Raw genomic sequence first — 21,173 nt, forward strand, 5'->3', positions numbered from 1 at the left:
GTCAGGGCCGCATGGCAGCCGGAAGGTCGCTGACCCACTGGTGACCCCAGTAGCTGTCGGCGGTGATTTCCTCAGCCGTGTAGTGGGTTTCGTCGATCCGCAGGCCGCCGGTGCCGAACTCCATGTCCCAATCCCCGGGCGCGCGGACGTAGAACGACACCATCTTGTCGTTGGTGTGCCTGCCCAGAGTGGAGGACAGCTGGAAGCCTTCCCTGGTCACCCGGTCAAGTGCCGCCCCGACGGCGTCGAGGCTGTCGACCTCGACCATCATGTGGATCAGGCCCGGATCGCGCAGGGTGGTCGCCGGGGCGATCGCCAGGCTGTGATGCCGCTCGTTGACCCCGAGGAACCTGATCCGGATCGGACCGAACTCTTTGGGTAGCGGCACCCGGAAGGCGCCGCGGGACAGGAAACCCAATGTCTCGGTGTAGAACTCGAACAGCGCGTTGGCATCGAGCGCCGGCAGCACAACATGTCCTAGGCCCTGGTCGCCGGTGACGAAACGCGCACCGTACGGTGTCACCACCGGGCTGTGGTCGAGCACCGCGCCGTGGAACACCTCGACGGTGTTGCCCGCCGGATCGTCGAAGGTGATGACCTCCTCGACTCGGCGGTCGTCGGCCTCACCCTGCGAGAGTTGCTTGTGCGCAACGCCTGCGGCATCCAGGGTCCGGCGCACCCGCTCGAGTGCGATGCGGTCACGAACCTCCCACCCGGAGGCGACGATCCGGTCCCCGTCTCCGGGCGTGACGATGATGCGGGCAGCCCGCTCGTCCATCCGCAGATACAGCGAGTCCGGATCGGGTCCCTTGCCTTCGGCGAAACCCAGCAGAGTGAAGGCGAACTGGCGCCAGCGCTCGATGTCGGCGGTATGGATCGTGACGTAGCCAAGACTGGAAAACAGGCTCATCGAGTCTGCCGCCTCAGATCATGGCCCGCAGCGGACCCTGGGGTTCGACGCCGAAGGAGCTGAGCGCGGAGGCGTGGAAGACGGTGCCCGGCACGTGGATCGCGTGCGCCATGCCGGTGTGGGCGTCGCGCCAGTAGCGCTGCAACGGCTTGTCCATCCGCATCCCGTTGCCGCCGGAGCGGGAGAAGATCTGGTCGACGGCCATCACCGCACGCCAGACCGCACGGACCTGGGTGCGCCGGCCCGCAGCGCGGTCGGCGAAGGTCACCTCCTTGCCGGAGTCGACCATGTCGTAAATGCGGTCGATGTTGGCCAGGATCTCCTGGCGGGCGGCATTGATGTCAGCCGCAGCCTCGCCGATCGCGTACATCACGTACGGGTCGTCCTTGACGGCGGTGCCGGCGGCGTTGACCCGCTCACGTTGATAGTCCAGATGGGCGGCCAGCGCGCCTTCGCAGATGCCGATGGTGGCCGCCGAGATGCCCAGCGGGAACATCGACGACCACGGCATCAGATAGAGCGTGTCGGTCATCCCGGCCTCCCGCTGGGCGGTGCCGTCCATCACCTTGAACGCGTCCATGGTGCGGTAGTCGGGGACGAACGCGTTGCGCACGATCACGTCCTTGGACCCGGTGCCGCGCAGACCCACCACGTCCCAGGAATCCTCGACGATCTCGTAGTCCTTGCGGGGCAGAATCATGTGCAGCATTTGCGGCGGCATGACCGGCTTGCCTTCGGCATCCCCGAGCAGCGCGCCCAGGAAGATCCAGTCGCAATGATCAGTGCCGGAGCTGAACTGCCAGCGGCCGTTGAAGATGTAGCCACCGTCGACGGGTACCGCGACGCCCTGGGGCGCGTACGGGGAGGCGACCCAGGTGTCGACGTCGTCGGCCCAGATCTCGGCGGCCACCCGCGGATCGGCGTAGGCCAGCTGGTAGGGGTGCACACCGACAACCCCGTTGATCCAGCCCGCCGCCGGGTCGAGCGCGGCCGTCGCCATGACGGTCTCGGCGAACTCCCGCGGATGCACCTCGAGGCCGCCGTGCTCCTTGGGTTGCAGTAGGCGGATGTTGCCCGCCGACTTCATGATCTTGACGGTCTGCTCGGTGAGTTTGCCGATCTTCTCGGCTTCGACGGCGTGCTCGCGCAATTGGTCGGCAGCGTCCATGACTTTGTCGATAACCCGGGTGGTCATGCGTTTTACCTCATCTGTCGGGCGTGATCACTCCATAGTGCGGCAGCGCCACAACCTGCGCGACGACTTGTCTCGATCAGCGGATCCGCGCTCGCTGAGTTCACACATGGGTCATTTTCGTACGGTCACCAACATTGGGCTAATGTCGACGAAAACGCTTACGCTGCAATCGAAGTCACGCCGCGCGTCAGGCGCGCCGCAGGAAGCCCAGCGCGGTGGACTCGAAGGCCGCCTTCTGTTCGATCATCACCCAGTGCCCGCAGTTCGGGAACACGTGCAACTCGGCGTTGGGAATCGTGCGCATCGGAATCAGCGACATGTCCAGCGGGCTCACCCGGTCGTCGCGCCCCCAGGTCAGCAGCGTCGGCGCCTTGACCTTGTGCATGATCGCCCACGGCAGCGGGAAGTCGGCATTGCGCATCATCTTCGTCATCGCTGCGAAGGCGGCCTTGCCGTACATCCGCCGCGCACTGGCCAGTGTCTCGGGGTCGGTGGCCAGCTCCCAGCGCTCCTCGATCAGCCTCTCGGTGACCAGCTCGGGGTCGTAGACCATCGAGTTGAGCCAGTCCACCAGGCGCTGCCGGGTCGGGTCCTCGGTGAACTCCTGCAGCAGGCGGATGCCCTCGCTGGGGCCGGGGCTGTAGATGTTGGTGCCGATCCCGCCGATGGTGATCAGCTTGCCGATCCGGTCGGGCTGGGAGATCGCGAAGTTGATCCCGACGCCGCCGCCCATCGAGTTGCCGATCACGTCGACCTTGTCGACACCGAGGGCGTCGAGGAACACCGGCACTGAGCCCTGTGCGTCCAGCATGGGGTGACCGCCGAAGTCGTCACTGACGCCGAACCCGGGGAACTCCAGGACGATGCAGCGGAAGTGCTCGGCGAAGAACCCGAGGTTGCCGCGGAAGTTGCGCCAGCCGGTCACCCCGGGACCGGAACCGTGCAGCAGCAACAGCGGCGGCCCGTCGCCGGCCTCGTGGTAGCGCAGGACGCCCTTGCTGGTGCCGACTTCGCGCAGTGTCTCCGCGTAGGTGATCTCCACGCCTGGTATCCGATCATCTGGGCGGCGGTATCTCAACGGCTCGTTCCGGTCAGTGAACGGGCAACATGTGATGCTCGAAGTCGTCACATCAGCCCCAATGGTCACATTTGTGCTGGTACCCTGCTCTGTGATCCGTGCCAGATCGGGTCCTGCCGGGCGAAGGGGTGGCGATGACCCAGGTGTCTGACCCTGCTGTGGCCGACGTTCCCGCCGCGGCCCCGGCGGAGTCCCCACCGACGCGCCTGGACTCCTTCCGCCGCCGGCGCCCACTGAGCCACGTCAGCATCCAGTCGAAGCTCATCATGATGCTGGTGCTGTGTACGATCCTCGTCGCCGCCGTGGTCGGGGGAATCGCCTATCACGCGGGCCGGAATGCGTTGCGTGAGGCGGTTTTCAACCGACTGACGGAAGTGCGTCAGTCCCAGACCCGGTCGTTGCAGACCGAGGTCTCCGATCTGAAGAACTCGCTGATCATCTACACCCACGGATCGGTCACCCGCCAGGCACTGGAAGACTTCACTGCGGGATTCGACCAACTTGCCAACGCTCAGATCAACGGCGCCCAGTGGCAGAGCATCGTCGACTACTACCACAACAACTTCCTCAAGCAGACCGAACAGTCCAGCGGGGTCAAGCTCGACGCGACCGCCCTGCTGCCGGCCACGCCGGCGCAACGCTATCTGCAGGCCAACTACACCGCCCTGCGACGCGACGACGACAACGCCGTGACGATCCGTGACGCCGGTGACGGCAGTCTGTGGTCGGCGGCCAACAACAGGTACCAGGATTTCTTTCGCCAGATCGTGACCCGCTTCGAATTCGAGGACGCGTTGCTCCTCGACGCTCGCGGCAATGTGGTCTACAGCGCGTTCAAAGACGTCGACCTGGGCACCAACATCCTCACCGGCCCGTACTCGGGCTCCAAACTCCAGCAGGCCTACACCAAGGCGATGGCATCCAATGCGGTCGACTACGTGGGCTTCACCGACTTCGAGTTCTACCAACCCGCCGAGATGTCACCCACCGCGTGGATGGTAGCTCCGCTTCGACGCGACGGCCGCACCGAAGGTGTGCTGGCGCTGCAGTTCCCGATCGCCAAGATCAACCGCCTGATGACGTTCGACAAGCAGTGGGAAAGCGCCGGTCTGGGGCGCACCGGCGAGACGTATCTGGCCGGACCGGACAACTTGATGCGCTCGGATTCGCGTCTGTTCCTGGAGAATCCGCAACAGTTCAAACAGGAAGTCGTTCAGGCCGGGACACCGCCGGACGTCGCTGATATGTCCATTCGCCAGGGCGGCACGACGCTGGTGCAGCCGGTCGGGGCCGATGCGACGAAGAAGGCCCAGGAGGGCGAGTCGGGCACTCAGATCACCACCGACTACCTCGGGCAGAACAGTCTGCAGGCCTACGCCCCGCTGGTGATCAAAGACTCCGAACTGCACTGGGCCATCGTTGCCAAGGTGGATACCGCCGAGGCGTTCCAACGCGAGGCGACGTTCACCAGAACCATGGTCCAGGCGACGGTCGGCATGATCTTCCTGGTGTGTCTGATCGCGATCGCGTGGGCGCAGATCTTCGTCCGCCCGATCCGCAAGCTGGAGGCCGGCGCCCAGCGGATCAGCGCAGGGGACTACGGCGTGGCGATCCCGGTCACGACCCGCGACGAGATAGGCGATCTCACCAGGGCTTTCAACGAGATGGGTCGGAGCCTGACCGTCAAAGAAGACCTGATCAACCAGCAGCGCAAGGAGACTGACGAGCTGCTGAGGTCACTGATGCCGGAGTCCATCGCCGAGCGATTCCGGCAGGGTGAGGAGACGATCGCCGTCGAGCACCACAACGTGACGGTGATCTTCGCCGACTTCATCGGGCTCGAACAGCTCCAGGCCGAGCTGCTGCCCGAGCAGGCCCTGACCCTGGTCAACGAGTTGACCCGCCAGATCGACGCCGCCGCGGACAGCCTCGGCATCGAACGCGTGCACACCGTACGCAACGGGTATCTGGCAAGTTGCGGTCTGACGGTGCCACGGCTCGACAACGTCCGCCGGACGGTGGATTTCGCCCTGGAATGCGAGCAGATCCTGCGGCGGTTCAACGCCGAGACCGACACCGAGCTCACATTGCGCGCCGGCATCGACACCGGTTCGGTCAGCAGTGGCCTGTTCGGTCAGCCGTCAGTGGTGTACGACATGTGGGGCTCGGCGGTCAACCTCGCGCACCAGATCAAGGACGGTTCACCCCAGCCCGGGATCTACGTCACCTCGAGCGTGTATGACTCGCTGCACGAGACAATGCAATTCAGCGCTGCCGAGTCGGTCACGGTGGACGGGGTGCAACAACGCGTGTGGCGGCTCGTGGAGCGGCTGTGATGACGGAGCTCTTCTCGTCAGTATGGTTCTACTGGGCGATCGGCATCGCCGTCGGTTTGCCGCTGGGCTTGGTGCTCCTGACCGAGTGGCAACACGTCTTGGCGCGCAAGCAGAGTTTCCTGCTGCGGCCCGTGTCCATCATGCGCAACTACCTGCTGCCGCTGAGCGCGCTGCTGATCCTGATGCTGGAGGCCCGCCAGCTGCCGCCGCAAGCCACCTCGGTGCGCGTCGTCGGCACCCTGGTCGCCTTCGTCGTCCTGGTCCTGTTGCTGTCGGGCATCAAGGCCGCCCTGTTCCAGAGTGCACCTGAGGACTCCTGGCGCAAGCGAATCCCGTCGATCTTCCTCGACGTACTGCGATTCGTGTTGATCGCGGTGGGCTTGGCAATGATCTTCGCCTACATCTGGGGTGCGAACGTCAAGGGGTTGTTCACCGCCCTCGGAGTCACCTCGATCGTGGTCGGCCTGACACTGCAGAACTCGGTGGGCCAGATCATCTCGGGCCTGCTGATGCTCTTCGAGCAGCCATTTCGGTTGGGCGATTGGATCGAGACACCCCAGGCCAAGGGTAAGGTCGTCGAAGTCAACTGGCGCGCAATCCATCTCGAGACCGGTACCGGATTGCAGATCACGCCCAACTCGGTTCTGGCTGCCGCGTCTTTCGCCAACCTGAGCAGGCCCGCCGGAAAGCACTCGCTGACCGTGAGCACCGTTTTTGCGCTGTCCGATCCGCCCGATAAAGTGTGCGCGATGCTGGCCCGCGTCGCTTCGGAGTTGCCGCACTGTGACCCTGAGCGCAGGCCCACAGCGGTTCCGTCGGGAGCGCAGGAGTACCGCACCAAGATTCCGCTGCAATCTCCGGCCGAAGACGGTCGCGCGAAAGCTGTTTTCCTGCGCTGGATCTGGTATGCCGCACGGCGGGATGGCCTGCACCTCGATGAGGCCGTTGACGAGTTCTCGACGCCCGAACGCGTCGCCGAGGCAGTGGCCGAGGTCGTGGGGCCGACGCTGCACCTCAACCGGGACGAACAGCAGATGTTGCTCTCGCACGCCAGGATCGAACGCTATGGCGACGGGGAACTGGTGCAGCGTGTCGGCGAGGTGCCCGACTGCATGACCTTCATCATGGCCGGCGAGGTACAGATGACCGCGAGGCTCGAGGACGGTTCGGAGACCGTTCTGTGGACTCAGTCCGAGGGCAGCTTTCTCGGCCAGTCCGCCCTGACCCGACAAGCAGTGCTGGGATCGGCCTACGCCATCGGCGAGGTGACGGCAGTCCATGTCGCACGGGACAAGATGGCCGATCTCGTGCACCAGAATCCCAAGTTGCTCCAGGAATTGGGTCGCACCATCGAGGAGCGTCGTGCCCACGTCCGCCGCGCCCTCCAAGAGCCCGCCGAAGTCGATGTTGATTGAGCCAGCGGATGGTTCGTGCGACACATGACCTCGTGGTGGTGGGGGCGGGCATCGTCGGCCTGGCCGTTGCGCGAGAGTGGTTGCTGCGCAGGCCCGCAGACTCGGTGGTGGTGCTCGAACGGGAGCCCGGCCCGGCACAGCACCAGAGCGGCCACAATTCCGGAGTGATCCACGGCGGCATCTACTATCAGCCGGGCTCCTTGAAAGCCAGCCTGTGTGTCGAAGGCGCCCGGCTGATGTACGACTACTGCGAGCAACACGGCGTGGCCTACGAGCGGTGCGGCAAGTTGATCGTTGCGGTCTCGCACGACGAGTTGCCCCGGTTGGATGCCCTCGAGGCGCGCGGACATGCGAATGCCGTGCCTGGCCTACGCCGTGTCGGTGCCGACGAAATCGCCGAGATCGAGCCCAATGCCATCGGTGTGCAAGCACTTCACGCACCTAACACCGGCATCGTGGATTATCCCGGAGTGGCCCGCGAACTGGTCACCGAATTGGCCGCCCTGGGCGCGCAGGTGCGTTTCGGCACCGACGTGACGGCCATCGACGGCACCGCGGATGCGGTGGTGCATACCGGGGCGGGCCCGGTTCGAGCCGCCAGGGTGATCGCGTGCGCGGGCTTGTGGTCGGATCGGCTGGCGCGCCGCGCAGGTGCTCCACGCGACCCTCAGATCGTGCCGTTCCGCGGCGCATACCTGGGCCTGAAACCGACGGCGCGACCACGGCTGAACGGCATGGTCTACCCGGTGCCCAACCCTGACCTGCCATTCCTCGGGGTGCATATCACCAAGCACATCGACGGGGCTGTGACGCTGGGGCCGACCGCCATGATGGTCGCGGCCCGCGACGGCTACTCGCTGCGCCGGTGGCGCTGGAAGGACGCCTGGGAAACCGTGACGTGGCCGGGCACCTGGCATGTGGCCCACCGGTATTGGCGGGTCGGCATCGACGAGCTCCAGATGGCGGCCAGCCGGCGCGCATTCGTTGCGGCCGCGGCCCGCTATCTGCCGGGTCTGACCCTGGCCGACCTCGACGGGAGCTCGCACGCCGGGGTGCGGGCACAGGCGGTCGGTCGCGACGGCACGCTGGTCGACGACTTCGTCATCTCCCGCACCGGCGCGGCGTCGCACGTACGCAACGCGCCCTCGCCGGCCGCCACCTCCGCGCTGGCGCTGGCGCGCGAGCTTGTCGACCGGGTGACCGCCTGACGTGTCCCGCCCCCGATGAGCGCTCATCCCGCGAGGACCGGCGCAGCCCTCGCCGTGGCCGCGATGGTGTGTGTACAGCTGGGTCTGGCCGTGGCGGTCGGCCTGATCGGGCGGATCGGCGCGGACGGCGCAGTCTGGTTGCGTCTGGCGTGGGCCGGCGTGCTGTTCCTGATCCTGGTGCGTCCTCGCCCGTCAGCGTTCACCAGGACCACGTTCCTCACCTGTGTGGTACTGGGCGCAGTGATCGCGCTGACCACCCTGCTGTTCATGACTGCGCTGGCGCGCATCCCGCTGGCGACGGCCAGCGCACTGGAGTTTCTCGGACCGCTGGGCGTAGCCGTGGTCAGCGGCCGGGGCGGGGGACGGCTGGTGTGGCCCACGCTCGCCGTTGTCGGCGTGCTCCTGCTCACCGAACCCTGGCACGGCATCATCGACATCACCGGCGTGGCGATGTCGATGGGTGCGGCACTGTGCTGGGCGGCGTACATCCTGTTGACCCAACGCGTCGGCGACGGTGTCGACGGGCTACAGGGGCTGGGGGTGTCGATGCCGGTGGCGGCCCTGGTGGCGACGGCGGCGGTCGGTCATGCGGTGCTGCCGAGGATGACACCGGAGCTCATCGCCATCGGCCTCGGGTTGGCGCTACTGCTGCCGATGTCTCCGTTCGTGCTCGAACTGTTGGCCCTGCGCCGGCTCACCACCGCAGCGTTCGGCACGCTCGCCAGCCTGGAACCGGCATTGGCCCTGATTGTGGGATTCCTTGTGCTCCATCAGGTTCCGACCAAGTCCGCGATAGTCGGCATCGCGTTCGTGGTACTGGCCGGAGTCGGTGCCGCGCGCGGAGGTTCGCGGGCCGTCAGCCCCACTCATGGTTCATCGCCCGAGAATCGGTGATGTCGTCGAGGGAGTCCAGCCGCCGCAACCGTGGCCGGGTGGTGGCGATCAACACCAGCGCGCCCAGGGCAGTGCCGGCGCCGAGGACAAAGATGGCGACGAAACTGGCCTCCGCCGGAAAGCCGTGGTGCGACCGGCTGAGCAGCACCGCCACGATGGCGGCGGCCACCGAACTGCCGATGGTCCGCGCGATGGCGTTCATGCTGGTGGCCACACCGGTTTCACCGGCGCCGACTTCCTGGACGACCAGGGCGGGCAGCGCCCCGTAGGCCAGACTGATGTAGGCGTTGGCCAGCACAGTGGCGGCGATGACCTGCCAGGGGTGCTGGTGGGCGACGGCCAGCAGGACGAATCCGGCGATACCTGCCACCGCTCCGACCATCAGCACGATACGAGCGCCGTAGCGGTCGATATAGCGTCCGCTGGCGACTGCGGTCACAAAGCCTGCGATAGCGCCCGGTAGCAGGAACACCAGGCTGGCGCCGAGCACGGTGGCACCGAAGCCGTAACCGCTGTGCACCGGTGTCTGCACGAAGTCGGTCAATCCCAGGAAGCTCAGATACAGACCCATGCCGACCAGCACGGTGGCGATATTGGTGAGCAGTATCGGCCGGCGCGAGAGCATCTCGGTGGACACCAGGGGTTGGCTGCACCGACGTTCCCACCACCACCAGACGAAGAGCACCACCAGCCCGGCACCCGCGCACCCGATCGTGCGCGGCGACGTCCACCCCCAGCCGGTGCCCTGGGTGATGGCGAGCAGCATCGTCGACAGCCCTGCGGCCAGACCGACGGCTCCGGCCCAGTCGATCGTGCCGGTGGCACTGCGCGGCCGGGACGGGACGACGAGGACAACGGCCACGATGACGACCGCGGTGAACGCCGTCGTCAGCCAGAACACTCGGTGATAGCCGGCGTCGCCGCGCATCAGCAGTCCGGTCACCACCAGTCCCATGCCGCCGCCGAAACCGAGCGTCCCCGACAGCACCGCCATGGCCCGCATCAGCCGGTCTGCCGGCAGTTCGTCCCGCAGGATGGACACGCTGATCGGGTAGAGCGCGTACGAGGCTCCCTGCAGCACCCGGGCCACGATCAGCAGCGGCAGTGCGGCGGTCAGAGACGCCAACAGCGAACCCGCCAGGACTACCGCCAGGACCACCAGCAGCACCAGGCGCTTGCTGTAGAGGTCGGCCAGCCGCCCGATCAGGGGAGTGCTGGCCGCGGCAGCGAGCAGATTGGCGGTGACTGCCCAACTCACAGCGACGGTGGGTGCATTCAGTTGCCGGGCGATCACCCCCAGGATGGGCACCACCCCGGTCTGCAGGACGGCGACGGTCAACGCCACCACGCTCAAGGTGGCCAGCAGTAATCCGGGCCGTGGGTGGCCGTCGGCCGGGTCGGTGATGGGCTGGACAGCGCCGAGTTCAGCCACAGTCCCTCCCTTCTCTGGCGTCGGACTCCTTGATTATGTCGACTAAGCATCAGGGCCGCTCCCCGGGGATGGGTATGCGAGGATGCGCGGATGGGCAACGGTCCGGCGTATTTCAGTGCGGAGTCCGACGGGACATTCCATCCGACGCAGTGGTCGCAGAGCCGCTGGGGCGAGGACATGCTCAACGGTCCCGCGGTGGTGGCCCTGGCAGCCCGGAGTCTCGAACAGCACTACGGGGTGCCCGGGTTCCTGCCCGGCCGGCTGACCGTGGACCTGTTCAAGGCCGCCCGCAAGAAGCCCACCGAAGTGTGCACCCGCCTGGTCCGCGACGGCCACCGGATCCGCAACAGCGAATGCGACGTCATCCAGGACGGCGTCGTGGTCGCCCGCGCCACGCTGGTTCAGTACCGCACCTCGCAGCCGCCGCCCGGCGACGAGTGGACCGGGGATCGTGGCTTCACGGCGCCCGCCCGGACGCCCGATAACACCTACCTGATCGGCAGCGACGACGCCGGCTGGGACCCCAAAGGCGTTGCGCACCAGAACGCCTCGCGAAAGCGCGTCTACTGCAAGCCGATCGACACCGTTGCCGGCGAGGTTCTGAGCCCGTTCGTACGGGCGGTGATCGTCAGCGAGGCCACCAGCCTGGTCTGCAATCTAGGGACCAAGGGCATCGGCTACATCAACGGCGACCTGACCGTCGCGCTGACCCGGCTACCGGAATCGGAATACCTGGGCCTGCAAGCAGATTCGCACTGGGCAGCCGACGGCGTCTCGGTCGGCACCGCAACCCTGTTCGACGAAGCGGGGCCCTTCGGCACCGGGATGGTCACCGCTATCGCCAACCCAGCGGCGCAACTCGACTTCAGCGGCTTCAACGCCGTCCCGGGTGCCGCGGCGAACCTCGAGGTCTGACCCTCACAGTAGGGCGAGCAGCCGCTCGTGCGGCAGTGCGGGGGAGCGGTGCCCGTCACGGCCGACCATGTCGGCGTTGACGATCAGGGCGTTGAGCACGGCCTCTTCGACGGCATAGACCACAGCGGCATAGATCGGATCCATCCGGCCCCACGGCAGAAAGCGCAGCTGGCCGAACTCGTCGTCGGTCGGCGCGCCGACGGGGAAATGGCTGGCCAATCCGGGCGCCGGTGCGGTGGAGAAGGCCAGGAAGATGTCGCCGGAGAAGTGGCTGCCGGTGGTCCCGGTACGCGCCAGCCCCAGTGGAACCCGGCGGGCCAGCGCTTTGCACTGTCCGGGCAGCAGCGGCGCGTCGGTGGCGATGATGACGATCACCGAACCGGCGCCCGGTGGCGGCCGGTTCAGGTCATGGTCGAACCAGTCACCGGCCAGCGGATTGTCCACGCCCAGTTGCGGTCCCACGTGCCGGCCGGCCACGGTGAGTTCTTCCCGCGCGCCGAAGTTGGCCTGCACGAGAGCCCCGACGGTGAAGGTGTGGCTGCCGTAGTGCACCAGGCGGGAGGCGGTTCCGTTGCCGCCTTTGAACTCGTAGCAGTTCATCCCGGTTCCGCCACCCACCGACCCCTCCGCCACTGGGCCACCGGCAGCGGCGTCCAAGGCGGCTACGGCATGCTCGGGGCGGACATGTCCGCCGTTGATGTCGTTGAGATAGCCATCCCAGGTCTCGGCGCAGACCGGCAGCAGCCACTGCCGTGCCAGCGCCGGGGCAACCCGGTTGACCCAGGAGATCGCGCCGGTGTGGCAGGGGCCGACCGCATGCGTGTTCGACAGCAGCACAGGCAGATTGAACGATCCGGCCTCTTCGATCCAGGTGGTCCCGGTCATCTCGCCATTGCCGTTGAGTGAATGCCAGCCCGCCGCGCATGGCTGCCCGACCCCGGTCCGCCCACGGGGGAGGATGGCGGTCACACCGGTGCGCACCGGGCCGCGACCAACATCCAGCGGGCCCTCCCCGTCGATGAGCGTGACTGCACCCACCTCGACACCGGGCACATCGGTGATCGCGTTGAGCGGTCCCGGTTCGCCGGGCGTGGTGATGCCCAGGCCGCGTGCTCGCGGCCGTCCGTCGGTGGTGTAGGCCTGCGGTGAGTTCACCTCGCAGACCCTACCGACGGGCCTGCGCTGACACACCTGCCTGCGATTGGGCATGATCGTCTGCACAACCGTGTGAAGGAGATCGATGGCGACCCGTTCCGGCGTGCTGATGACGGCCCAGGACCTGATCGGCCGCATCACCAGTGGCGAGCCGATGACGGTGCTCGACGTGCGCTGGCAGCTGACCGAACCCGACGGCCGGTCGGCCTACCTGGCCGGGCATCTGCCGGGTGCGGTGTACGTCTCACTCGAGGATGAACTGAGCGATCACACCGTCGTCGGACGTGGCCGTCATCCGCTGCCGTCCGGCCCCACCCTGACGGCCGCAGCCCGGCGCTGGGGTGTGTGCGACGGCAGGCCGGTCGTCGTTTACGACGACTGGAACCGGGCCGGTTCAGCACGGGCCTGGTGGGTGCTGCGGGCGGCCGGCCTGACCGACGTCTATATCCTCGACGGCGGGCTGGCCGGGTGGAAGGCCGCGGGCGGTCCGCTGGACACCGGCGCGGTCGAACCCGATGCCGGTGACGTCACGCTGTCCCATGACGACCTGTACGCCGGGGCGATGCCGACCTTGAGCGCCGACGAGGTCGATACCGTGCTGCTGCTCGACGCCCGCGCCCCGGAGCGGTTCCGCGGTGATGTCGAGCCGGTGGATCCGGTGGCGGGCCATATTCCAGGGGCGCGCAACCTGCCCAGCACCGCGGTGCTGGCCGGGGACGGCACATTCCTGGCCGACACCGAGATCGATGCGCAACTGGCCCGGCGCGGTGTGGGGGACGCGCAAGCGGTGGGCGTCTACTGCGGATCCGGTGTCACAGCGGCCGTGGCGATCGCCGCGCTGACCGCACGGGGCCGGCCGGCCGCCCTGTTTCCCGGGTCGTGGTCGCAGTGGAGTTCGGACCCGACGCGGGCGGTCGCTCGCGGACCGCAATGAGCACGTCGACGCTGCGGACCTACCTCCGGATTCAGCTGATGGTGTTCGTCTTCGGCATCGTCGGGCCGATCTTCCTGGTGCTGTATTTCGTGGTCCAACCCGATCCGACGGTGAAATGGATGTACTACACCGGCCTGGTGATCACCGCGATCGACATCCTGATCGCGTTGCGGCTCACCGAACAGTCCGTACGGCACGTTCCCGCCAGCCGTGACGACGAGCGGGAGTCGGCGTGACAGCCACCCAGGACAGGCGTGCGGAACCCGCAGCCGGTGAGACGCGACTTCAGCGATGGGAGACGCTGGCCGAGTGGCCGCTGGCCGGTGTCGCGATGCTGTTCCTGATCCTGTTCTCGATTCAGGTTCTCGCACAGCCGCAGGGCATCCACGGCCACATCATCCGGTTGATGCTGGCGGTCTTGTACATCCCCTTCGCCATCGACTATGTCGCCCGGCTGGCATTGGCCGAGCACCGTCTGAGGTGGTTCTTCCGCCACCTGCTGGACTTGGCGATCGTCGTGCTGCCGTTCCTGGGACCGCTGCGGCTGCTCCGGCTGGTCGTGCTGGTCAGCGCCCTGCAAAAAGCGCTGGGCTCGGCCGCCCGGGGTCGGGTAGTCGTGTTCACCGCGGCCAGCGCTACGCTGTTGGCCTACGCCGCATCACTGGCGGTCCTGCAGGCCGAGCGATCGGCGCCGGGCGCGCACATCCGGAACTTCGGCGATGCCGTGTGGTGGGCGCTGACCACCATCACCACGGTGGGCTACGGCGACATGTACCCCGTCACCGCGATGGGCCGAGTCGTGGCGGCGCTGCTGATGATCGGCGGGATCAGCCTTGTCGGCGCCATCACCGCGTCCGTCGCGACGTGGATCGTGCAACGGGTCGCGGCCGAGGAGAACGAACAGCAAGCGGCCACCGTGGCGCACATCGAAGTGTTGCAGAAGGAACTCGCCGCGCTCACTGCGTTGGTGGCGGAGCAACGCCGCTCAGACCCGCGGGCCGAAGACGGCTGAATTCAGTCCCGGACCCAGACCGAGATGTAGCCGATCGGAATGCCGGTGTGGGTGGCGATGCACTCGCGGGCGGCGAGTTCGACAGCGGCCCGGTCAGCGGCGTCGGTGACCGCGTTGATCTCGGGGACCGCGATGACCCAACGATTGTTCTCGGGACGAATGTCGATCTCGAAGCACTGGCCGGCGACAGGCCGCAGCACACGGTGGGAACGGGCACTACGTTGCGGACGGGTGGAGAAGCCGCGGGTTCTGTAATGGGTGCGCATCTTCTTGCTTTCCGAAACGATTTTGGGCCGCCGGAAAAGATACAACCGCCCGGGCGTATTCACCAAATCCGTGGCGGAGGTTTACCGCAGCGTTCTCCCAGGTTAATCAGGACGCGACACCGCCATCACCCCGAGGAGAGCCAACCGCCATGGCCGACAACGCTTCTGCGTCCGAACACATCGACGCCCGAATCGACGAACTCGACGACTGGCGCGGGGAGCTGCTGGCGCGGATCAGAGCAGTGGTCCGTCGCGCCGACCCCGATGTCGTCGAGGAATGGAAATGGCGCGGGGTGCCGGTGTGGTCGCACGCCGGCATCATCTGCACCGGTGAGACATATCAGAAGGTCGTGAAGATGACGTTCGCCAAAGGTGCCGCACTCGAGGATCCGTCCGGGCTGTTCAATTCCAGCTTGGATGGGAACACCCGGCGCGCCATCGATTTTCACGAAGGTGACGACATCGACGAAGAAGCGCTGACCGCGCTCATCCACGCCGCGATCGCAGTCAATACGTCGCGGTAGCTGCCGTCATTCCAGCAGCCGGCGGCGCATCGCCTCGGCGACCGCCGCACCGCGGTCGGACACGCCGAGCTTCTCGTAGAGGTTGTGGATGTGGGTGCGCACGGTCGCCGGCGACAAGTGGATCTGCTTGCTGATCTCGGGCACCGACAAGCCCTCGGCGATGAACCGCACTACCTCGAGTTCACGCGGCGTCAACACCATCATGGTGCCCTTGGCCCGCTTACGGACCTCGGCGGCCAGGCCGCGCGCCAGCTCCAACGGGACCACCTCCTCGCCCCGGGCGATCGCGCGGACCGCGTCGACCACCTGCTCGGGGGGCGCCTCCTTGCTGATGAATCCCAGTGCCCCCGACGAGAGCGCCTCGTAGACGATGGTGCTGTCGTCGAACGCCGACACCAGTAACACCTTGGTGGGCAGTTCGTCACGGGTGACGGCATGAGCGAGCGCCACGCCGTCGAGTCCGGGCATCTTGTAATCCACCACCGCGACGTCGGGGCTCAGCTCGCGAATGATCTCCAAGGCCGCGCGGCCGTCGGCGGCCTCGCCGATAACGTCCAGGCCGCTGGCCCGCAGCACCCGGACCATGCCTTCGCGGAACAGCGGATGGTCGTCGCACACCACGACCCTGGTGCGGGTCTCCGACGTCTGCACTGAGCCACACCCGCCTTCCTCGTGTCGCTGACCTGGACCTTACCGTGACGTGCCGGACTCACACCGTGCGTCGCAGCGGAACCTTCACCGTCACCCGGGTGCCCGGTGACGTGGAGTCGACGGCGAACTGGCCTTCGGTGGCCAGCACCTTGGTGCGGATGGCAGCCAGACCGATGTGACCGTCTTCGAGCTTCGCGGCCAGGTCGACGTCGGCCATCCCGTTGCCGTCGTCGGCAATCACGATGCAGCCCAACCCATCCGCGAGCGCGAGGTTGATCTGGACCGTACTGGCGCCGGCATGCTTGAGCACGTTGTTGGTCAGCTCCCTGACGCAACTGAACAGCAGTACGTCGGCATCGGTGCGGACGCCCTCGGGCCAGTCATCGGCATCGAGATCGACTGTCAGGCCGCCACGTTCGGCCACCGTGTCGGCGAGCTGCTCGACAGCGGTGTGCAGACCGGAGCGGTTGAGCACCTCGGGGTGAAGCTCGCGGACAACGTCTCGCAGCAGGTGCACCGCGTCGGTGAGAGTGCTGCTCATCCGGTCGATCGCTTCGGCCGACCCGGCCCGCACGGCGGCCAGGTCGTACCGTGCGGCAAGCACCGACTGCAGGGCGCCGTCGTGCAGTCGTTCGGAGAGTTCGGTCTGTTCGCGCTTCTCCAGTCCGAGCATCTCGTCGAGCAGCTGGGTGCGCTGAACGAGAAGGCTTCTGATTGTCGCGATGCGCGCCCGCTGCAGGTAGGACAGCATGACCGAGCCGGCCGCCACGGTGGCCAGCAGACAGGCGTGCAGGATGATCGGCGGCCAGGGTTCCTCGTTGGCCGCCTGATTGATCCAGTTGGCCACCACCTGCGCCAGCACGGTGAGCACGGCGGTCACCGCCGTGAGCCCAGCGCTGAGTTGGGCGGCGGCGATGAAGAGGATCAGGAACAGCCCCTCGCGAAGAATGTCGGAGGTCCAGCTGTCGGGTGAGGCGATCCCGGTGATGGCGGTGATGGACGCGACGACCGCGATGTCGGCGAGCAGGATGGCCAGGGCGACGCGCGTGGAGTTGCGCTGCTCGGCGGGCCTTGGCGTGAAGACCCACACCGCCCAGGCCAGGACAACCCCCACATACACCCCGACGATGACCATGCACAGCGCGAACTCGTCGTGCGGGCGCTCGATCACCAGCGTGGTGGTGACGAACGCCAACAGTAGGATCCGCAACCCGAGCTGGAGACGGAAACCCGCCAGCAGGTACCGGTCGAGGCGGCCAGCCAGATCGACTCGCGGCGCGATGAGTGAGTGGTGGCCTGCTGTCGGCATCATCGGCTCCTGGTGGCTGGTCGCCTCAACGATAGGCCCAGGTGCGCGCTTCGGGTTGTGCCATCCGGTCCGGGGGTGTCTGCGCCGGGCGGACCAGACTGACCACGGCGACCACCGCGATATTGGCGGCCAGTGCCACCAGACCGGCGTTGACTCCGTGCAGCGGATCCCGGTCGGCGAACACCAGCCAGCTCACCAGGCTCACCCCGACGATCAGGCCGCTGACGATCGCCGTCGCCGAGATCTTGCGCCACAGCAGTGCCAGCAGCACCGCCGGCATGAGTTGCGCCATTCCCTCGTAGGACAGCAGGGACAACCGCACCAGCGCGTTGGGCCAGAGATAGGTCATCGCGAGGGCGACGCTGCCGGCCAGCAGTGCCACCGCCTGCGACAGTTCTCGCTGACGCGGCGCGGTACGCGGGTGGATACCCAACACCGAACGACCCCACATGGTTCCGATCACGAGCATGAACATTGCCATCGGCACGATCGCCGAGAGTGCGCCCGCCGCTCCGAATACCCCGAGAAGCCAAGCCGGCATGGCGGATTCGATCATCGTGAACAATGCCAGATTGGAGTCCTTCAAGCCAGGAACCACGAACAGCGCCGCCAGCCCGAGGATCACCGGGACGAACAACAGCACCTGATAAAGCGGCAGCAGGATCGCGTTCTTACGCAGAGCCTGAGCACTTTTCGCGCCCAGAAATGCGGTGACCTGGGTGGGGAACACGGTGAACACGACACCGTTGAGGATCGCCGTGGAGATGAACCAACTGATACCCATGGCGTGGCTGACCGGACCGGGCAGGGTCAACCAGTCGCGGTGATCGCTGGTGATCCGGTGCAGCATCTCACCGTAGGACCCGAAGTAGTGCAGAGGGATGTAGACGAAGACAATGCTCAGCGTGAGCACCGCAAGGATGTCCTTGAGCACCGATACCCAAGCGCTGCCGCGCAGTCCGCTGACCAGGATGAAGGTTTCGGAGATCAGGAAGGCCAGCAGGTAGGCCACCGACAGGCCGATCGCCCCGTAACTCACAGTGGCGACCACAACGCCCATCCCGGTGATCTGCAACTGGATGTAGGGCAGCACGAACACGGTCGCCAGGATCGCGGTGAGGGCGCCGAGCCACGGCGCGGCGAAGCGGTGCGCGACGATATCGGTGATGCCGACCAGATTGTGCCGGTGGGCATAGGTCCACAACACCGGACCGACCACGTAGCTCACGGCCATTCCGATGGACAGATAGGCCACGACGTAGAGGGCCGAAAGTCCGTGGGTGTAGGACCATCCGGCTGCGCCGAGGTAGCTGAAGCTGGTGTAGGTCTCGCCGGCCATCAGCACCAGGGTGAGCAGCAGGCCCAGGCTGCGGCCGCCGATGGACCAGTCGGCGAGGTCGACGGTGCTCGCGGCGCGATTGCGCGCGGCCACCCCCAAGCCAACGGTGATGAGGAGGAAGACCGCGAGCACCGTCACCGAGACGGCCGGATTCATTCGGCGTCGTCCTCGGCGGCGGCCGGTTCGGTGAACAACGGATCTCCGCGCGCGGCCAGATAAATGAACAGCGGAGTCAGCAGGGTGGCGCCGAGCAGCCACGGGCCCAACAGATGCGGACGGTTGACGAGGGGGAGCGGTGCCACAAAGAGGATCGCCGGGGCCAGCAGCCATAGCAGCGAGCGGCGGCCGCGCAGGATGTCGAGCATACGCTGGGCCTTTCTGTGCGGACCGGTTGTGAGGAAGCATCCCAGGCGCCGACACCGGACACCATCCTCCGTCCGCATGGACCTTCCCGTCCACCGATCGGTGGGCATGGATCCAGCCAAGCCCGCCCGGGCACCAGCACCTCCCGGCTAGGCTCGCTGCCGAACGATGGCCGGGGGGTGGCGCATGGTGATGACGAGATCCGCGCTGGTGGGCAGTCTCAGCGCTGTGGCGGTTGCCCTGGGTATCGGCATCGCGATCGCCACGCCAGCCCTGGCGGCACCGGCCGACTCGAGTGAGCATGCCAGCACCTCGACGGGTGGCGCCGGTCCGCGGGCTGCTGGATCGGCCCGGCCCCGCACGGCCCGCTCCAATCCGGTGGCATCTCCTGCACCTGCCGCCGCCTCGTCGCGACCCGCGCGCACCGCGGCCGCCACCGCCGCGCCGGGCCGTCGCATCATCACGCCAGCGCCGGGGCCGGCCGTGCCGACATCGGAGCCGATCCGGCTTCCGCTCGGACCAACCGAGACGATTCCCTGGCCGTCCACCGACGTGCCGGAGGGCACCGGCATCAAAGCAACTCCGTTGACACCGGCGAAGATTCATGTCGGGTTCAAGGGGCAGGTGTCGATCTTCCAGAATCTGCCGTTCAGTCTGCCCCGCACGCCGGCCTTCTTCGTCACCAAGGTGAGCGGCAACGCGATGCTCACCGAGAACACCATCTACGATCTGCACAACGTCGACCAGTACGACTGGAACAAGCTCACCGGGATCTCGTTCAACATCTTGCGGCCCGATCAGAACGCGTTGATGGTGGCGTGGCGTTACAACGTCACCAGCCAGCAATTCGAGATCGCGCCGTACTACAACGTCGACCTGGCCCGGATCCTGCCGTCAGATTCGGAGATCATTCCGGTTCCAGTGGGCCAAACCTTCACGTTCTCAGTCGATTACAGCGGTATCACGGTGTCCTACGGTGGGAGCTCGGTGTTCAAACCGATCCCGAGCGGCTTGCACCCCAACCAGTTGACGGCATTCCGGGTGCACACCTGGTTCGGTGGCACGAGCCTGCCGCCGCGAAGCTTGTCGCTGTACCTGAATCTGGACTAGGCGTTGAGATCCACGACGTCGCCGCGCGCCCACGGATCGAGATCCGTCAGGAAGACCGAGTCACCGGCTCCCTGTCTCTGCCGGTCGACCCACGCACGCAGGGCGCGCGGGGCCGGCCCGGACAGGATCCCGGCGGCATTGGCGCTGGCTTCGCGGCGCAGACTCTCGGCAGGTGTTAGCAGTAAGTCCTCGTTGAAGATCCGCTTCTGCACTCCGACGGTGACGCGGTTGCGGCGAGCGTAACGGGCCGCCATCTGCTGGGCGGTCGGCATCAGCTCGTCGGGAGCGACGAGCTGGCGAACCAGGCCCATGTCCAGAGCCTCCCGTGCGGTGTACATCCGCCCTTCGAGCATCATTTCCAGCGCCCGGGCCGGACCGATCAACTGGGCGAGCCGCTGACCGCCGACGGTGGTGGTGAGCCCGATGAGAAGCTCGGGGAGGATGAACCCGACCGCGTCGTCGTCGGCTGCTATCCGGACATCGAAGGCGACCGACAACTCGAGCCCACCGCCGCCGCACGGCCCACCAATGGCTCCGATGTAGACCGCTGGTGAACGCATGATGCGCAGCACAACATTGACGAATCGGGTGATATCTAGCATCCCCGCCAGCGGCGAATCCGCCAGTGCCGCTTCAACTCCCGGCAGAGTAGTGAGCGCATCGAGACCGTGGGCGATCCTGCGCAGGGTGTGCTCAGACAACGGACGATTGGCGCGCTCCGCCGCGGCGAGAATATCGGCGATATCGAAGTGGGTGATGTAGCGCTTGTCCACGCCGCCGGTGACGACGACCGCCCCGACCGTGTCGTCATCATCCACGGCGCGGGTGAGTGCATCGAAGTCACGGTGCATCTGTGCGGTCATGTAGTTGAACGGCGGAGACACCACACGGGCGGTCAGTACCCGCTCATGCTGTTCGATAACGAGCGTCTGGAGCTGTAGATCGCGAGCACATTGCCGCTCGGACATGGCTTGCCCTTCCGTCAGATCTCGGTCAGCTAGGCACGATAGCGCGTGACTGACGAATTTCTCATATCTGATGATACCTGCAGAATGCCCACAAGGTGTGTGTGTGGCAGCAGGCCGAATTGTCACGTGACATAAATCCGTGTCGGGGCGCCATGGCAG

At 66.6% G+C, this 21,173-nt stretch carries 21 protein-coding genes; 10 read left to right on the forward strand and 11 right to left on the reverse strand.

Going from position 1 to position 21,173, the window contains the following annotated elements; translation table 11 throughout:
* Position 1: 1 nt before the first annotated feature.
* The 3 genes from bphC to G6N35_RS06325 form a co-directional block, all read right to left on the reverse strand.
* Complete coding sequence (gene bphC, locus G6N35_RS06315) at positions 2-910, reverse strand: biphenyl-2,3-diol 1,2-dioxygenase (protein WP_163803487.1); 909 nt, start codon at positions 908-910, stop codon at positions 2-4.
* A 13-nt stretch (positions 911-923) separates the two neighbouring features.
* Positions 924-2,105 carry an acyl-CoA dehydrogenase family protein gene (locus G6N35_RS06320; protein ID WP_163803488.1) on the reverse strand — a complete coding sequence of 394 codons (1,182 nt, stop codon included), beginning with the start codon at positions 2,103-2,105 and terminating at the stop codon, positions 924-926.
* A gap of 187 nt (positions 2,106-2,292) precedes the next feature.
* Positions 2,293-3,147: an alpha/beta fold hydrolase gene (locus tag G6N35_RS06325; RefSeq protein ID WP_163803489.1), complete on the reverse strand. Its 855-nt coding sequence runs from the start codon at positions 3,145-3,147 to the stop codon at positions 2,293-2,295.
* Between the two features lie 170 nt (positions 3,148-3,317).
* Here G6N35_RS06325 and G6N35_RS06330 point away from each other — a divergent pair, with 170 nt between their 5' ends.
* Genes G6N35_RS06330 through G6N35_RS06345 form a run of 4 tightly spaced genes read left to right on the forward strand, consistent with a single transcriptional unit; the run spans position 3,318 to position 9,036 of the window.
* Positions 3,318-5,519 carry an adenylate/guanylate cyclase domain-containing protein gene (locus G6N35_RS06330; RefSeq protein WP_179967319.1) on the forward strand — a complete coding sequence of 734 codons (2,202 nt, stop codon included), beginning with the start codon at positions 3,318-3,320 and terminating at the stop codon, positions 5,517-5,519.
* The gene (locus G6N35_RS06335; RefSeq protein ID WP_163803490.1) at positions 5,519-6,934 is read left to right on the forward strand and encodes a mechanosensitive ion channel domain-containing protein; all 1,416 of its coding nucleotides are present in this window, start codon (positions 5,519-5,521) and stop codon (positions 6,932-6,934) included. The genes G6N35_RS06330 and G6N35_RS06335 overlap by 1 nt, the downstream gene beginning before the upstream one ends.
* A gap of 8 nt (positions 6,935-6,942) precedes the next feature.
* Positions 6,943-8,142: an L-2-hydroxyglutarate dehydrogenase gene (lhgO, locus tag G6N35_RS06340; protein ID WP_163803491.1), complete on the forward strand. Its 1,200-nt coding sequence runs from the start codon at positions 6,943-6,945 to the stop codon at positions 8,140-8,142.
* Positions 8,143-8,157: 15 nt separating this feature from the next.
* Positions 8,158-9,036: an EamA family transporter gene (locus G6N35_RS06345; RefSeq protein WP_163803492.1), complete on the forward strand. Its 879-nt coding sequence runs from the start codon at positions 8,158-8,160 to the stop codon at positions 9,034-9,036.
* Here the strand turns inward: G6N35_RS06345 and G6N35_RS06350 are convergent.
* Positions 8,999-10,468: an MFS transporter gene (locus G6N35_RS06350; protein ID WP_246224227.1), complete on the reverse strand. Its 1,470-nt coding sequence runs from the start codon at positions 10,466-10,468 to the stop codon at positions 8,999-9,001. The genes G6N35_RS06345 and G6N35_RS06350 overlap by 38 nt on opposite strands.
* A 90-nt stretch (positions 10,469-10,558) precedes the next feature.
* Here G6N35_RS06350 and G6N35_RS06355 point away from each other — a divergent pair, with 90 nt between their 5' ends.
* Positions 10,559-11,383 (forward strand): acyl-CoA thioesterase domain-containing protein, encoded by an 825-nt coding sequence (locus G6N35_RS06355; protein WP_163803493.1) that lies wholly within the window; start codon positions 10,559-10,561, stop codon positions 11,381-11,383.
* Between the two features lie 3 nt (positions 11,384-11,386).
* Here G6N35_RS06355 and G6N35_RS06360 read toward each other — a convergent pair whose 3' ends face one another.
* Complete coding sequence (locus tag G6N35_RS06360; RefSeq protein ID WP_246224228.1) at positions 11,387-12,538, reverse strand: DmpA family aminopeptidase; 1,152 nt, start codon at positions 12,536-12,538, stop codon at positions 11,387-11,389.
* Between the two features lie 85 nt (positions 12,539-12,623).
* On the opposite strand from G6N35_RS06360, the gene G6N35_RS06365 reads away from it, so the two are divergent.
* Genes G6N35_RS06365 through G6N35_RS06375 form a run of 3 tightly spaced genes read left to right on the forward strand, consistent with a single transcriptional unit; the run spans position 12,624 to position 14,484 of the window.
* Positions 12,624-13,472, forward strand: coding sequence for a sulfurtransferase (locus G6N35_RS06365; RefSeq protein ID WP_163803495.1), 849 nt, complete (start codon positions 12,624-12,626; stop codon positions 13,470-13,472).
* The gene (locus G6N35_RS06370) at positions 13,469-13,708 is read left to right on the forward strand and encodes a hypothetical protein (RefSeq protein WP_163803496.1); all 240 of its coding nucleotides are present in this window, start codon (positions 13,469-13,471) and stop codon (positions 13,706-13,708) included. Before G6N35_RS06365 ends, G6N35_RS06370 begins: the two co-directional genes overlap by 4 nt.
* Positions 13,705-14,484, forward strand: a complete 780-nt coding sequence (locus G6N35_RS06375) for a potassium channel family protein (RefSeq protein ID WP_407664513.1) — start codon at positions 13,705-13,707, stop codon at positions 14,482-14,484. Before G6N35_RS06370 ends, G6N35_RS06375 begins: the two co-directional genes overlap by 4 nt.
* Positions 14,485-14,486: 2 nt before the next feature.
* Here the strand turns inward: G6N35_RS06375 and G6N35_RS06380 are convergent, their stop codons facing one another.
* Positions 14,487-14,684: a long chain fatty acid-CoA synthetase Faa4p gene (locus G6N35_RS06380; protein WP_163803497.1), complete on the reverse strand. Its 198-nt coding sequence runs from the start codon at positions 14,682-14,684 to the stop codon at positions 14,487-14,489.
* Between the two features lie 215 nt (positions 14,685-14,899).
* Here G6N35_RS06380 and G6N35_RS06385 point away from each other — a divergent pair, with 215 nt between their 5' ends.
* Entirely contained in the window at positions 14,900-15,274 is a 375-nt protein-coding gene (locus G6N35_RS06385; RefSeq protein ID WP_163803498.1) for a DUF1801 domain-containing protein, read from the forward strand.
* A 6-nt stretch (positions 15,275-15,280) separates the two neighbouring features.
* Here the strand turns inward: G6N35_RS06385 and G6N35_RS06390 are convergent, their stop codons facing one another.
* From G6N35_RS06390 to G6N35_RS06405, 4 genes are read right to left on the reverse strand one after another with little or no spacing between them, the layout of a single operon-like run.
* Entirely contained in the window at positions 15,281-15,925 is a 645-nt protein-coding gene (locus tag G6N35_RS06390) for a response regulator transcription factor (RefSeq protein WP_163803499.1), read from the reverse strand.
* 58 nt (positions 15,926-15,983) lie between these two features.
* Positions 15,984-17,234, reverse strand: coding sequence for a sensor histidine kinase (locus G6N35_RS06395; RefSeq protein WP_163803500.1), 1,251 nt, complete (start codon positions 17,232-17,234; stop codon positions 15,984-15,986).
* Positions 17,235-17,259: 25 nt separating this feature from the next.
* Positions 17,260-18,729, reverse strand: coding sequence for a sodium:solute symporter family protein (locus G6N35_RS06400; RefSeq protein ID WP_163803501.1), 1,470 nt, complete (start codon positions 18,727-18,729; stop codon positions 17,260-17,262).
* A complete protein-coding gene (locus G6N35_RS06405; RefSeq protein ID WP_163803502.1) occupies positions 18,726-18,938 on the reverse strand; it encodes a hypothetical protein in 213 nt (70 codons plus the stop codon). Before G6N35_RS06405 ends, G6N35_RS06400 begins: the two co-directional genes overlap by 4 nt.
* Before the next feature lie 190 nt (positions 18,939-19,128).
* Between G6N35_RS06405 and G6N35_RS06410 the strand changes: the two genes are divergently transcribed.
* Positions 19,129-20,046, forward strand: coding sequence for a hypothetical protein (locus G6N35_RS06410; RefSeq protein WP_163803503.1), 918 nt, complete (start codon positions 19,129-19,131; stop codon positions 20,044-20,046).
* Here G6N35_RS06410 and G6N35_RS06415 read toward each other — a convergent pair.
* Entirely contained in the window at positions 20,043-21,140 is a 1,098-nt protein-coding gene (locus G6N35_RS06415; protein WP_163803504.1) for an enoyl-CoA hydratase/isomerase family protein, read from the reverse strand. The genes G6N35_RS06410 and G6N35_RS06415 overlap by 4 nt on opposite strands.
* Positions 21,141-21,173 lie beyond the last annotated feature (33 nt).

It is taken from the genome of Mycolicibacterium anyangense (genome assembly GCF_010731855.1).
GTDB classification, from domain to species: Bacteria; Actinomycetota; Actinomycetes; order Mycobacteriales; family Mycobacteriaceae; genus Mycobacterium; species Mycobacterium anyangense.

Bases quoted from the DNA above. Each gene is read 5' to 3' on its own strand.
- G6N35_RS06365 (WP_163803495.1), top strand. From the start codon at position 12,624: ATGGCGACCCGTTCCGGCGTGCTGATGACGGCCCAGGACCTGATCGGC.
- G6N35_RS06355 (WP_163803493.1), top strand. From the start codon at position 10,559: ATGGGCAACGGTCCGGCGTATTTCAGTGCGGAGTCCGACGGGACATTC.
- G6N35_RS06395 (WP_163803500.1), bottom strand. From the start codon at position 17,234: ATGCCGACAGCAGGCCACCACTCACTCATCGCGCCGCGAGTCGATCTG.
- G6N35_RS06320 (WP_163803488.1), bottom strand. From the start codon at position 2,105: ATGACCACCCGGGTTATCGACAAAGTCATGGACGCTGCCGACCAATTG.
- G6N35_RS06410 (WP_163803503.1), top strand. From the start codon at position 19,129: ATGACGAGATCCGCGCTGGTGGGCAGTCTCAGCGCTGTGGCGGTTGCC.
- bphC (WP_163803487.1), bottom strand. From the start codon at position 910: ATGAGCCTGTTTTCCAGTCTTGGCTACGTCACGATCCATACCGCCGAC.
- G6N35_RS06400 (WP_163803501.1), bottom strand. From the start codon at position 18,729: ATGAATCCGGCCGTCTCGGTGACGGTGCTCGCGGTCTTCCTCCTCATC.
- G6N35_RS06405 (WP_163803502.1), bottom strand. From the start codon at position 18,938: ATGCTCGACATCCTGCGCGGCCGCCGCTCGCTGCTATGGCTGCTGGCC.
- G6N35_RS06345 (WP_163803492.1), top strand. From the start codon at position 8,158: ATGAGCGCTCATCCCGCGAGGACCGGCGCAGCCCTCGCCGTGGCCGCG.
- G6N35_RS06335 (WP_163803490.1), top strand. From the start codon at position 5,519: ATGACGGAGCTCTTCTCGTCAGTATGGTTCTACTGGGCGATCGGCATC.
- lhgO (WP_163803491.1), top strand. From the start codon at position 6,943: ATGGTTCGTGCGACACATGACCTCGTGGTGGTGGGGGCGGGCATCGTC.
- G6N35_RS06370 (WP_163803496.1), top strand. From the start codon at position 13,469: ATGAGCACGTCGACGCTGCGGACCTACCTCCGGATTCAGCTGATGGTG.
- G6N35_RS06385 (WP_163803498.1), top strand. From the start codon at position 14,900: ATGGCCGACAACGCTTCTGCGTCCGAACACATCGACGCCCGAATCGAC.
- G6N35_RS06330 (WP_179967319.1), top strand. From the start codon at position 3,318: ATGACCCAGGTGTCTGACCCTGCTGTGGCCGACGTTCCCGCCGCGGCC.